6 protein-coding genes are annotated in these 13336 nt (G+C 69.1%); 5 read left to right on the plus strand and 1 reads right to left on the minus strand.

From position 1 onward, the window contains the following. The first annotated feature begins 517 nt into the window (after positions 1 to 517). Entirely contained in the window at positions 518 to 3346 is a 2829-nt protein-coding gene (locus F0P95_RS08910) for a TonB-dependent receptor plug domain-containing protein (RefSeq protein ID WP_182333757.1), read from the plus strand. Between the two features lie 189 nt (positions 3347 to 3535). Beyond that, positions 3536 to 5494, plus strand: a complete 1959-nt coding sequence (locus F0P95_RS08915; RefSeq protein WP_182333759.1) for an alpha/beta hydrolase family protein — start codon at positions 3536 to 3538, stop codon at positions 5492 to 5494. 70 nt (positions 5495 to 5564) lie between these two features. On the opposite strand, the gene F0P95_RS08920 is transcribed toward F0P95_RS08915, so the two are convergent. Beyond that, the gene (locus tag F0P95_RS08920; protein WP_182333760.1) at positions 5565 to 7337 is read right to left on the minus strand and encodes a peptide MFS transporter; all 1773 of its coding nucleotides are present in this window, start codon (positions 7335 to 7337) and stop codon (positions 5565 to 5567) included. Between the two features lie 240 nt (positions 7338 to 7577). On the opposite strand from F0P95_RS08920, the gene F0P95_RS08925 reads away from it, so the two are divergent. The 3 genes from F0P95_RS08925 to F0P95_RS08935 all read left to right on the plus strand — a co-directional run bounded on the left by F0P95_RS08925 (position 7578) and on the right by F0P95_RS08935 (position 13267). Further along, the gene (locus F0P95_RS08925; protein WP_182333762.1) at positions 7578 to 9539 is read left to right on the plus strand and encodes an OPT family oligopeptide transporter; all 1962 of its coding nucleotides are present in this window, start codon (positions 7578 to 7580) and stop codon (positions 9537 to 9539) included. Between the two features lie 146 nt (positions 9540 to 9685). After that, a complete protein-coding gene (locus tag F0P95_RS08930) occupies positions 9686 to 11752 on the plus strand; it encodes a S9 family peptidase (RefSeq protein ID WP_182333764.1) in 2067 nt (688 codons plus the stop codon). 261 nt (positions 11753 to 12013) lie between these two features. After that, positions 12014 to 13267 (plus strand): DUF819 family protein, encoded by a 1254-nt coding sequence (locus tag F0P95_RS08935; RefSeq protein ID WP_182333765.1) that lies wholly within the window; start codon positions 12014 to 12016, stop codon positions 13265 to 13267. Positions 13268 to 13336: the final 69 nt, after the last annotated feature.

A 13336-nucleotide genomic window follows, 5' to 3' on the forward strand; every position in this document is an offset into this window, starting at 1 on the left:
GCGATGTCCGCGGATGCCGCGATCTGCAGGGCGAAGCGCAGAAGCGCATCGGGAGCCCGCGCGCTGCTGCGACATGCGCGGGCCGCGGCAACGATACCGCATCCGCGAGCGCATCCAGGCACTGCGCGACGTCTTTTTCCAGGCGCTTTCGTCGTTGCCCCGAACCGGGTGGGACAGCTTCCATCGAAGCGGCCGCGGCATGCGAACAATCGGGGTTTCTCCCGATGCGTGGCAGGCGATGTCGCGCCTAGGATCGCTGGCATGTTCCGGGGAAGCGTGCCCGCAGGGCCGCCATGCGACCGGAACGCATCCGGGTCCGGTACTGCTTCCCGGCGCTGCCTGTCGCAGCGCCGCGATCCGCTGCCGTGCCCGGACCGCAGGCAACACCGTCCATCGCGACAGATCGCCATCGCCGCAGTGCCTTCCAGCCGAACCATGCCGAGCAACGGGGAGACGAACCATGATGTCCATTGGCCCGCAACAACCGCAGCACCGCCGCCTGTCAATGGCGGTCCTCATGGCCCTGGCGCTGCCGGCCGTGGCATCGGCCGCAGGTGCCGCACAAGCGCAGCAGGCGGCGCCGGCAGCGGCCGGCGACCCGGCCGATGGCGGCGATGCCGCGCGTACGCTGGACAAGGTCGAGGTCACCGGTTCGCGCATCAAGCGCGCCGCGGTCGAAGGCCCGTCGCCGGTGGTGGTGATCACCAGTGAGGACATCCGCAAGCAGGGCTACAGCACCGTGGCCGAAACGCTGCAGACGCTGACCCAGTTCAACGGCGATGTCGTCGGTGGCGAGTTCAACGCCAGCGCCTCGCAACCGGATGCCGCGTTCCTCAACCTGCGCGGACTGGGCGTGGGCTATCAGCTGATCCTGCTCAACGGCAAGCGCATGACCGAGTACGCGGCCAGTTCCGGCGCGGCCTCCACCGGCGTCAGCGTCGGCAGCATTCCGGCGGTGGTGGTGGAACGCATCGAGGTGCTCAACGGCGGTGCCTCGGCGATCTACGGTTCCGATGCGGTGGCCGGCGTGGTCAACATCGTCACCCGTGACAACTGGGAGGGCGATCACCTGCGCGTGCGCGGCGGCGCCACCACCCGTGGCGGCGGCGATACCGCCCAGTTCCAGTTCAGCGGCGGCAAGGCCTGGGACCGTGGCAGCATCACCTACGCGTTCGAGCAGCTCAACCGCGAGCCGATCTTCTCCTGGCAGCGCGGCAACATCATCCGCACCGGCATGAACGCCCCGGGCAACGCCGGAACCAGCCGCCCGACCTTCGGGCTGGATACCGCGCTGATGGATGCCGGCTACAACGATTATTACTGGCTGGGCCAGGATGGCCGCCTGCTGTACGCCGGCGATGTCGATCCGGCGACGGCCACCGCGGCGCTGGAGCACACCTGCCGCAGCCTGGGGCGCAATTACTTCCCGATGTACGGCTCGGCCAGTGCCGCACGGCCCTATGCCTGCGGCAACGCCAACTACTACGACGGCGACACCCTGGCCAACAAGTACGACAAGACCTCGGCCTACGTGTCGGGCAACTTCCGCTTCAGCGACGCGCTGCAGGGCTATGGTCAGGTGCTGGTGCAGCGCTCGCGCAGCGAGGCCGCGCACCGCACCAGCATGTACCTGTACAACGCGGGCAGCGCGTACGACGTGGACATCGGCCAGTTCGAATACTGGCGCGCGCTCGACCCCAACGACATCGGCGGCGCGCCGATGCGGCTGTGGGACGAGACCACCCTGAGCGCCAATGCCGGGGTGCGCGGAACCATCGGCGCGCGTTTCGACTGGGATGCCAGCCTCAGCCTGTCGCGCGACGAGATGAAGAGCAGCTGGAAGCAGCTGATCACCGACCGCGTGCACCGCTACCTGTTCGGCGAGGCGCTAAGCCAGGTCGACGGCGCTCCGTTGTACCGCATCGATCCATCGGTGCTGTTCGGGCCGATCACCCCGCAGCAGTATGCGTCGATGGTGGATACCATCCGCAACCGCAACCTGTCGCAGACCGCGCAGGCGCAGTTCGTCCTCGGCGGCACGCTGTTCGCGCTGCCGGCCGGCGACGTGGAGATGGCGTCGGTGTTCGAGGCATCGCACTCCAGGTACGAACTGCGCCCGGATCGTCGCAGCCTGGGCACGTATGCGGGCGCCGACAAGACCTTCAACCATACCGGCGTATCCGGCGGCGGGCCGCGCGACCGTTACGGTGCCGGCGTCGAGTTCCGCATCCCGCTGCTGCAGCGCCTGGTGGCCAATGTCGCCGGGCGCTGGGACAAGTACGACGACATCTCCGACGTCGGCGACGCGATCACCTGGCAGGCCAGCCTGGAATGGCGGCCGTTCGACAACCTGCTGGTGCGCGCAAGCCGGCAGACCAGCTTCATGGCGCCGAACATCATGTGGTTGTATGGCGAACCGGTGACCGGTTACGACGACTACATCACCAACTACTACCTGTGCCGCCTCGACGGCCTGGACCTGACCACCACGGCCGGGCTGGCGCAGTGCGGTGCCGACCACCACGAGAGCGCCTGGTACGTGGAAGGCGGCAACAACAGCCGTCTGCACGAGGAGACCGCCACGTCCAATGGACTGGGCATCGTCTGGGACGTCAGCGAACGGCTGTCGCTGAGCGCCGACTACTGGGAGATCGACCTCAAGGGCAAGAGCCAGTACCTGGACACCGCCACGCTGATGAGCGAGAACGCCAGCTGCCTGCTCGGGCGGCGCGTCGATGGCACGCCGGTCGATCCGAACTCCGGAGCGTGCGCGGTCTACCTGGCCTATGTGCAGCGCGATGCGGCGGGCAAGGTCACCGAGTATTTCCTGGACGCGATCAACCAGGCCGGCGTGCGCACCCGCGGCGTGGACGCGAGCCTGAAGTACGCCTGGAGCGGCGGCGCGCTTGGCGATTTCAGCCTGAATGCCGGGTACAGCCGCACCCTCGGCTACGACGTGCAGGTCGCCGCCGGTGATCCGTGGCAGGACTACATGGGCTGCTCCTACTCGGCGACCTACAGCTGCGGCAACCAGCCGCTGGCGTTCCGCTCGCGCAGCAACTGGACGCTGGGCTGGAACCGCGGCGACTGGTCGGCGAGCCTGTATGGCTACCGCAACGGCGCGCGGGTCAACTACCAGGCCAGCGCGCAGCTGCCGTCGTACGTGCAGTGGAACGCCAGCCTGTCGAAGAAGATCACCGGCAACATGCGCCTGGGCGTGGACGTGACCAACCTGTTCGACCGCTACGGGCCGAAGGACGCGAGCATGACCTGGTATCCGTTCTACCAGAACATCTATGGCATCCAGGGCCGCGCGGTGTACGTGAACCTGGACATCGATTTCTGATCCGCGCGGCGGCCGGACGGCCGCCGCGGATGTGCTGCCGCGACGTGCGGCGGCACATGTCCCTGCTCCTGGCCCTGCCATGCGAACGCCGCGCCCGCGCGGGAACCGATACCGCCGGGTCGCGTGCATCCCATCCCGTCGCATGGCTAGAATCGGCCACTAAGGATGGCACCGACAGGGAGGAACGGGATGAAGGCAGGCAAATGGGGGCTGTTGCTGGCCCTTTCGATGGCATCACTGCCGGCGGTCGCGGCGGTGGACCTCGGGCAGTTCGTCCGCAAGGATGAGTTCAACGAGATCAAGATCTCGCCCTCCGGGGAGTACTACGCGGCCACCGTGCCGCTGGAGAACGGTACCGCGCTGACGCTGTTCCGGCGTGCCGACCTCAAGGGAGTCGGCGGGTTCAGGCCGCGGCGCGACGCGCATGTGAATGGCTTCGAGTGGGTCAGCGACGACCGCGTGCTCATCAGCATCGCCGAGAAGTTCGGCATGCTCGACCAGCCCCAGCCGACCGGCGAGATCTACACGCTCGACGCCCTTGGCGGTCGGCCCGATCTGCTGGTCGGATTCCGGGTGCAGGGCAACGGTGCCGGTACCCGCATCCAGCCGAAGAAGGTCGAGGACGTGGCCGCGTTCCTGATCGACGGGCTGCCCGGGGACGATCGCAATGCGGTGATTTCGGTCTGGCCGCTGATGGGCGACGAGCCGTTCACCCGCGCCGAGCGGATGGATGTGGCCAGCGGCCGCCGGACCACCCTGGCACGGGCGCCGGTACGGCGCGCGAGCTTCGTCACCGACAATGGCGGCGAGGTGCGGCTGGCGTATGGCGCCGACGCGGACAACGCCAGCAAGCTGTACTACCGCGATGCCGCGGGCTCGGACTGGCGCCTGGTCAACGACCAGAACGCCAGCAAGCGGATCGAGGTTCCCCTGGGGTTCTCGGCGGACAACCGGCTCGCCTACCTGCAGGTGCGCGGCGGGGATGACGGCACCGACCGCATCGTCGCCTGGGATCCGGCCAGCGACACGCGCACCACCGTGCTGCATCACCCGGTTGCCGACCCGCTGTCGATCATCCATCGCCATGGCACGTCGATCCCGGTTGGCGCGCAGGTGATGGATGGCCGGCACCGCAACCTGTTCTTCGACGATGCCTCGCCGGAGGCACGCCAGTACCGCAGCCTGGAAGCGGCGTTCCCGGACCAGTCGGTGCGCATCACCTCCAGTACCCGCGACGGCGCGCTGCTGCTGGTCCGGGTGTGGTCCGGCAGCAGCCCCGGCGATTTCTATCTGTTCGATGTCGCGCAGAAAAAGGTGGAGCACGTGGTCAGCAGCGGCAGCTGGATCGACCCGGACAAGGCCGCCAGCGTCGAACCCATCACCTTCAAGGCCCGCGACGGTCTCGCCATCCACGGCTATCTGACCCGGCCGCGCGGCGCCGCGGGTGCGCGGCCGATGGTGCTGATGCCGCACGGCGGCCCGTTCGGCATCTTCGACGGGTGGCAGTACGACCGCGATGCGCAGCTGCTGGCGGCGGCCGGCTATACCGTCATGCAGGTCAACTATCGCGGTTCCGGCAATTACGGCTGGGCATTCCAGACCGCCGGTGCGCGGCAGTGGGGCGGCGCCATGCAGGACGACCTGACCGACGCTACGCGCTGGGCGGTCGAACAGGGCCATGCCGATGCGTCGAGGATCTGCATCTACGGGGCCAGCTACGGCGGGTATGCGGCATTGATGGGGGTGGCGAAGGAGCCCTCGCTGTACCGCTGCGCCGCCGGGTACGTCGGCGTCTACGACCTGCCGATGATGCAGCGCCAGGATGGCCGCAAGCGCCGCAGCCTGGGCAACTGGTCCAGGGACTGGGTGGGCGAGGACATGGCCGCGCTGGCGGCGGCTTCGCCCAACCGGTTGGCCGAGCGGATCAGGGTCCCGGTGTTCCTGGCGGCGGGCGGCGAGGACGAGATCGCCCCGGTCGAACACACCCGGATGATGGAAGCGGCGCTGAAGAAGGCCGGGGTGCCGGTCGAATCGCTGTACTACGACACCGAAGGCCACGGCTTCTACACCGAGCCGCACCAGCGCGAGTACTACACCCGGCTGCTGGCGTTCCTGTCGCGGCACCTGGGCGGCGACACCGCGAAGTAGGCGCGGCATGCGCCTGCGTGGAAACGACAACGGCGCCGGAAGGCGCCGTTGTCGTTTCCGCCGGGCAGGCTCAGCGCACCCCGTGCATCATCCGCTTCAGCAGCGGCGAGGCGAGCAGGGCGAGCACGGCGCAGCCCAGGCCGATCCACATCAGCAGCCAGAACAGGTGTTCGTAGCGGGCCGCGGCCTCGGCGATGTCCATCACCCCGCCTTCGGGCACGTCGATGGCGGCGAGCTTGCCGAACAGCGCGGCCAGGGTTTCGGAAAAGGCGGTGGCCAGGAACCACGTGCCCATCATCAGGCTGACCACGCGCGGGGCGGCCAGCTGGGTGACGGCCGACAGTCCCACCGGCGACAGGCACATCTCGCCGATCTCCAGGACCAGGTAAGCCAGTACCAGCCACCACACGCTGGCCATCTGCCCGGTGGCGCCGACATGCTGCGCGGCCAGTGCCAGCGGCACGAACGACAGCGCGCCGAACAGCAGCCCGAACGAGGACTTCACCGGCTTGGAGGGATCCAGCCTGCGCCGGTCCAGCCATGCCCACAGCGCGGCGAACAGCGGTGCGAGCAGCACCAGGAACAGCGCGCCGAGGTAGGTCAGCGACCCGGCGGTCTGCGGCAGTACCAGGCAATCGCGCACCAGCATCACCAGCATCGCCGCGACGATGACGGCGAACAGCAGGCGCGGCGCGCCCGAACCCGGGGTGCGTTCGGACAGGCGCGCGGCGAACACGAAACCCAGCGGGGCCAGCAGCAGCGAGGCGATCGACCACGGCAGCGGGGTACCGTCGCGGATCACCAGCGACGGCACCAGGTCCTTGGTCAGCAGGCGGTCGGTGAAAGTGACCCACGAGCCGTAGGTCTGCTCGTACAGGGTGAAGAACACCAGCGCCATGAAGATCAGCACCATCAGCGCGATCATCTGCTGGCGCTGCACCGGGGTGCAGCGGGTGCCGGTGAACCAGGCGAACCACAGCAGCACGCCGCCCAGCACCACGATCATCAGCATCAGCGCCAGGCTGATCTCGCCGCCGAGGGCGAAGGCGCCGTTGGCCGCGGCCCACAGCAGCGCCGCCACCGGCACCACCCCGGCGACGGCGACGGCGTAGATCAGCCACTCGCGCGGCAGCCCGGCGATGCGCTGGCGCAGCGCGGCCGGCTGCGGCGGCTCGGCGTGCCCCTGCAGGTACTTCTGTCCCCACAGGAACATTCCCAGGCCGACCAGCATGCCGATGCCGGCGGCACCGAAGCCGTACTTCCAGCCATAGACCTCGCCGAGGAAGCCGCAGACCAGCGAGGCGAACAGCGCGCCGAGGTTGATGCCGGCGTAGAACAGCGAGAAGCCCGAGTCGCGGCGCGGGTCAGCGCTTCCATCGGCACGGTCGGGATAGAGCTTGCCGACGATGGTGGAGATGTTGGGCTTGAGGAAGCCCACGCCCATCACGATCAGCGCCAGCGACAGGTAGGTCGCGCCCAGCGCGGTGTCGTCGCGCACCACCTCGCCGCCGACGCGGTGCGCGGCGTGGCCCTCGAAGGCCATGCCCAGGTGGCCGAGCACCAGCAGGATGCCGCCGAACACCACCGCCTTGCGCATGCCCAGCCAGCGGTCGGCGAGCAGGCCGCCGAACACCGGCACGCAGTACACCAGCCCGCCGTAGGCGCCGAGCAGGTCCAGCCCGGCCTTGTCGCCGAACAGGTGGTACTTGGTCAGGTACAGCAGCAGCAGCGCCTTCATCCCGTAGAAGGAGAAGCGCTCCCACATTTCGGTGAAGAAGCAGATGTAGACCCCCTTGGGGTGGCCGAGGAAGTCGCTGGACGGGGAGGCGGGGGGTGCGTGCATCGGGGCGCCGGCTGCGGAGTCGGCGGCAAGTATAGGAGCCGGGCGGGAGACGGGCCCGGTGGCGCCCGCCCGGCGCATGCGGTTGCCCTGCCGGCGGACGCGGCGCGGATGCGGGTATCGCCGTGGCCCTGTGCCGGGGCGCGACGGGCCGCATGGCATGGGGCGCATGCTGCGGTACGGCTGGACTTGCCGTTAAGCGGACGTTAGCGTGGCAGCGTTTTTTGCCAGCCGGAAACTTCCATGAACAATGCTGCACCCCCGCAGCTCACCTTCCGCGCGGTGGTCCTGGCCATCGTGCTGGCGGTGGTGCTGTCCGCCGCCAACGCCTACCTGGGCCTGTTCGCGGGCCTGACCGTGGCCACGGCCATTCCCGCCGCGGTCGTCTCGATGGGCGTGCTGCGCCTGCTCGGCGGCGGCACCATCCTCGAGAACAACATCGTCCAGACCGGCGCGTCCGCCGGTTCGTCGATCGCCGCGGGCGTGATCTTCACCATCCCGGCGCTGATCCTGATGGGCTACTGGCCCGACTTCAAATACTGGTGGGTGCTGGGCATCGCCGGCCTCGGCGGCCTGCTCGGCGTGCTGTTCTCGGTGCCGCTGCGGCGCTCGATGATCGTCGAAGAGCCGCTGCCGTTCCCGGAAGGCAAGGCCGCGGCCGAAGTGCTCAAGGCCGGCGAGAACCCCGGGCCGGGGCTGAAGATCCTCGGCCTGTCGGCCGCCATCGGCGGCGTGGTCAAGCTGGCCGCGGCCAATGGCCTGAAGGTCATTCCAGACAGTTGGGCGGTCGCCGGCTATTTCGCCAACAACAAGGTGATCGGCTACCTCGGCACCGGGCTGTCGCCGGCGCTGCTGGGCGTGGGCTACATCGTCGGCCTGAACGTCGGCATCGTGGTGCTGTCCGGCGCGATCCTGTCCTGGCACATCGCCATCCCGCTGTACCACGCGCTGTTCCTGGGCAGCGATCCGCAACTGGCCGCCGGCATCGCCGGCGCGCCGGCGGCCGATGCGGCGTTCGCCATCTGGTCGTCCAAGATCCGCTTCCTCGGCGTCGGTGCGATGCTGGTGGGCGGGGTGTGGACGCTGTTCTCGCTGCGCAAGTCGCTGCTGGCCGGGATCAAGAGCGGCTTCGCCGCCGCGCGCAAGAGCGCCGGCGCCACGCCGCTGGCCGAGACCGAGCGCGACCTGCCGATGAAGTGGATGCTGGTGGCGCTGGTGCTGTTCGTGCTGCCGCTGCTGGCGCTGTACCAGGCCATCGTCGGCCAGTGGCTGGTCAGCGTGCCGATGACGATCATCATGATCGTGGCCGGCTTCCTGTTCGTTTCGGTGTCCGGCTACCTGGCCGGCCTGGTCGGCTCGTCCAACAACCCGGTCTCGGGCATCACCATCGCCACCATCCTGTTCGCCTCGGTGGTGCTGCTGATGCTGCTGGGCGACGACGGCAAGGTGCAGGTCGGCGGCGCGCCGCTGGGCGCGGTGGCGGCGATCATGATCGGCGCGGTCGTGTGCTGTGCGGCCGCGGTCGGCGGCGACAACCTGCAGGATCTCAAGACCGGCTACCTGGTCGGTGCCACGCCGTGGAAGCAGCAGCTGATGCTGGGCATCGGCGCGTTCTCCTGCGCGCTGATCATGGCGCCGGTGCTGAACCTGCTGCAGGAGGCCTATGGCATCGGCTCCAAGACCCTGCCGGCGCCGCAGGCCAACCTGATGGCGTCGGTCGCCAAGGGCCTGTTCGGCGGCGACCTGCCCTGGACCATGATCATCATCGGCGGCGGCATCGGCGCGGTGGTGATCGCCATCGATGGCTGGCTGAAGAAGACCGGCAAGCGCTTCCGCGTGCCGGTGCTGGCGGCGGCCATCGGCATCTACCTGCCGCTGGAGCTGATGGTGCCGATCTTCCTCGGCGGCCTGCTGGCCCACCTGGTCGCGCGCTTCCACAAGGTGCGCGCAGACGACGAAGAGGCGCTGGACCGCGTGCATCGCCCCGGGGTGCTGTTCTCCGCCGGCCTGATCACTGGCGAGGCGCTGATGGGCATCGCCATCGCGCTGCCGATCGTCATCACCCAGAACCCGGACGTGCTGGCGCTGCCGCTCAGCCTGGGCGCCGCGGCGCAGTGGGTGGGGCTGGCAGTGCTGTTCCTGGTCGGCTGGCTGCTGTACCGGGTCGGCCGCAAGGGCGAGCAGGCGTCGCCGGCCAAGGGTTGATGCCCGCGCGATGATCCACCGCGCAAGGCCCCGCTCCGGCGGGGCCTTGTCGTTGCGGGAGGCCGGGCATGACTTCAAGCCTTTGCGCGCGGCGCCCGGCCGCGCCTACCATCCATGCTTTGCCTGCCTTGTTCCGGGAGAATCCCATGAAGCTCCGTCACGCCCTGCTGCCGTTGTGCCTGCTTGCCGCGCTGCCCTCGCTGGCCAGCGCACGCGGCTTCGAAGTCCGCGACATGGTGAAGCTGGACCGCGTGTCCGCGCCGCTGCTCACCGCCGATGGCGCGCAGGTGATCTTCGCCAAGCGCGTGGTCGACGCCGACCTGAAGGCCAGCAGCAGCCTGTGGATCCGCGACCTGCGCACCCGCGACCTGGCACCGCCGAAGCGGCTCTCGCCGGACGGCTGGAACGTCAACTCGGCCGCACTGTCGGCCGATGGCCGCACCGTGTACTTCCTCAGCGCCAAGAACGGCAGCCAGCAGCTCTACGCGATGCCGGTGGCCGGCGGCGCGCCGCGCCAGCTGACCGATTTCGCGCTGGACGTGGACAGCTACCGGGTCTCGCCACAGGGCGACCGCGTGCTGTTCAGCGCCGGTGCGTTCCAGGACTGCGGTTCGGACCTGGCCTGCACCGCCACCCGGCTGAAGGAGCGGGAAAAATCCAGGAGCAGCGGCGTGGTGTTCGACAGCATGTTCGTGCGCCACTGGGATACCTGGGCCGACGGCCGCCGCAACACCCTGTTCGTGGCGCCGCTGCCGGCCGCCGGCGCCGCCGCCGGCAAGACCGCCACGGCGATCAGCGCCGGCCTGGCCGGCGACGCACCGTCCAAGCCGTTCGGCGGCAACGAGGATTTCGTGTGGTCGCCGGATGGAACGTCGGTGGTCGCCAGCATCCGCGTGCAGGGCCCGCAGGAGCCGTGGTCGACCAACTTCGACCTGTACCGGCTCGATGCCGCCGGCAAGGCCGCGCCGGTCAACCTGACCGCCGCCAACCCGGCATGGGATGCCGGCCCGGTGTTCAGTGCCGACGGGAAGACCCTGTACTACCGCGCGATGAAGCGCCCGGGCTTCGAGGCCGACCGCTTCGGCCTGATGGCGCTGGACCTGGCCAGCGGCACGCTGCGCGAGATCGCCCCGCAGTGGGACCGCTCGGCCGACGGCATCACCCTGTCGGCCGATGGCAGCACCATCTACACCACCGCGCAGGACATGGGCGAGCACCCGCTGTTCGCGGTCAAGGTCGCCGATGGTGCGGTCGCCAAGGTGGCGGGCGAGGGCAGCATCTCCGCCTTCGACCTCGCCGGCGACACGCTGGCCTTCACCCGCAACTCGCTCAAGAGCGGCGACCAGGTGTTCACCACCGGCACCGCGGCCGGTACCCCGCAGCGCGCGATCACCCCGAGCGCCGGCGAGATGCTGCCCGGGGTCGATTTCGGCGGCTTCGAGCAGTTCTCGTTCAAGGGCTGGAACGACGAGACCGTGCACGGCTACGTGGTCAAGCCGCACGACTACCAGGAAGGCCGGAAGTACCCGGTCGCATTCCTGATCCACGGTGGCCCCCAGGGCAGCTTCGGCAACGGCTGGAGCTACCGCTGGAATCCGCAGACCTATGCCGGGCAGGGCTATGCGGTGGTGATGATCGATTTCCATGGCTCCACCGGCTACGGCCAGGCCTTCACCGATGCGATCAGCCAGCACTGGGGCGACCGCCCGCTGGAAGACCTGCAGAAGGGCTGGGCCGCGGCGCAGCACAAGTACGGCTTCCTCGACGGCGACAAGGCCTGTGCGCTGGGCGCCAGCTACGGCGGCTTCATGGTCAACTGGATCGCCGGCAACTGGAACGAGCCGTGGAAGTGCCTGGTCAACCACGACGGCGTGTTCGACCAGCGTGCGATGGGCTATGCCACCGAGGAACTGTGGTTCACCGAGTGGGAGCAGGGCGGTACCCCGTACGACGTCCCGCAGAACTACGAGAAGTTCAACCCGGTCAACCATGTCGCCAACTGGAGCAAGCCGATGCTGGTGGTACAGGGCCAGCTGGACTACCGCATCCCGGTGGAGCAGGGCCTGGCCACGTTCACCGCGCTGCAGCGCAAGGGCATCGAATCCAGGTTCCTGTACTTCCCGGACGAGAACCACTGGGTGCTCAAGCCGCACAACAGCGTGCAGTGGCATGACACGGTCAATGCCTGGCTGAAGCAGCACATCGGCCGGTAACGCAGGCAAGGGCATGCCGCCGGCATGCCCGCCCACGGCCGGGCGGCGGCAGCGGGATGCTGTCCGCGCCCGGCCTTCGCCCCTTCCACCGCACGCGTTGGAAGGGGGCGACCAGGACGGTTGCGATCCACCGGTCCCTCCCCGCAGGCAGCGGGGAACGGCGGCCCGACATGGCCGCGCGCGCCCAGGCCCTTCATCCGTGATCCGGGGGAAGACACGGGAACCGCGGTTCCCGACACTCACGCATCGAGGGGAGAGACGATGACGGCAGCCGCATCCGGCGCACTCATCAGCAACGACATCATCGTGTTCGGCCTGATCGCCGCCACGCTGGGCGCCATTTTCTGGACGTCGTCCAGCAGCAACCCGCTGCTGAAGAAGTTCTACGGCTTCGTGCCGGCGCTGCTGCTGTGCTACTTCATTCCCGGCATCTACAACACCTTCGGCCTGATCGACGGCGAGACCACGCGGCTCTACAACCCGATCGCGCGCGACGTGTTCCTGCCGGCGGCGCTGGTGCTGCTGACCCTGTCCATCGACCTGAAGGGCATCCTCGGGCTGGGCTGGAAGATGCTGGCCATGTACGTGGCGGCGGTGCTGAGCATCATGCTCGGCGCGCTGGTGGCGTTCTGGCTGATGGGCATCATCCATCCCGACACGGTGGCCGGCAGCACCTGGGGCGGCATGGCCGCGCTGGCCGGCAGCTGGATCGGCGGCGGCGCCAACATGCTGGCGATGAAGGAGATCTTCGAAGTCGACGCGACCACCTTCGGCCAGTTCGCGGTGGTGGACGTCGGCGTCGGCTACGTGTGGATGGCGGTGCTGATCTTCTTCGCCTCGCGGGCCCCGGCGCTGGACCGGCACAGCGGTGCGGATACCACCGCCCTGGACGACCTGCGCGACCGCGTCGCCAGCTACCAGGCGCGGCATGCGCGCATCCCGGCGCTGGGCGACCTGATGGTGATGGCCGGCGTGGCGTTCGGCGCGGTGGCGATCTCGCACGCGGTGGCCGGGCCGCTGTCGGCCTGGTTCGCCGCCCATGTCGGCTGGGCGGCCTCGGTGAGCCTGGACAAGCCGTTCGTCTGGGTGGTGCTGCTGGCGACGCTCATCGGGCTGGGCCTGAGCTTCACCCGCGCGCGCGAGCTCGAAGGCGTCGGCGCCTCCAAGTGGGGCTCGATGTTCCTGTACTTCCTGATCGCCTGCATCGGCATGCAGATGGACCTGCTGGCGCTGCTGGAGAAGCCGTGGCTGTTCGCCCTGGGCGTGTTGTGGATCGGCGTGCACATCGTGCTGCTGTGGCTGGCCGGCAGGCTGCTGCGGGTGCCGTTCTTCTATTTCGCCATCGCCTCGCAGAGCAACATCGGTGGCCCGGCCTCGGCGCCGGTGCTGGCCTCGGCGTTCCATCCGGCGCTGGCCCCGGTGGGCGTGCTGCTCGGCACCCTGGGCTACGCGGTGGGTACCGGCGCGGCCTACGTGGTCGGCATCACCCTGCGCGCGATGGCGGGAGCGGGCTGAACGCTCCGGCCGGTTTGCCGCCACCGCCCGGTGGCGGCAAACCGGCATCGTCCCGCCGCCGGGTCCAAC

The sequence above is a fragment of the Stenotrophomonas acidaminiphila genome (genome assembly GCF_014109845.1).
GTDB lineage: Bacteria > Pseudomonadota > Gammaproteobacteria > Xanthomonadales > Xanthomonadaceae > Stenotrophomonas > Stenotrophomonas acidaminiphila.

Excerpts from the sequence above, each read along its gene's own strand:
- F0P95_RS08910 (WP_182333757.1), top strand. The coding sequence starts at position 518 with ATGGCCCTGGCGCTGCCGGCCGTGGCATCGGCCGCAGGTGCCGCACAA.
- F0P95_RS08930 (WP_182333764.1), top strand. The coding sequence starts at position 9,686 with ATGAAGCTCCGTCACGCCCTGCTGCCGTTGTGCCTGCTTGCCGCGCTG.
- F0P95_RS08935 (WP_182333765.1), top strand. The coding sequence starts at position 12,014 with ATGACGGCAGCCGCATCCGGCGCACTCATCAGCAACGACATCATCGTG.
- F0P95_RS08915 (WP_182333759.1), top strand. The coding sequence starts at position 3,536 with ATGAAGGCAGGCAAATGGGGGCTGTTGCTGGCCCTTTCGATGGCATCA.
- F0P95_RS08920 (WP_182333760.1), bottom strand. The coding sequence starts at position 7,337 with ATGCACGCACCCCCCGCCTCCCCGTCCAGCGACTTCCTCGGCCACCCC.
- F0P95_RS08925 (WP_182333762.1), top strand. The coding sequence starts at position 7,578 with ATGAACAATGCTGCACCCCCGCAGCTCACCTTCCGCGCGGTGGTCCTG.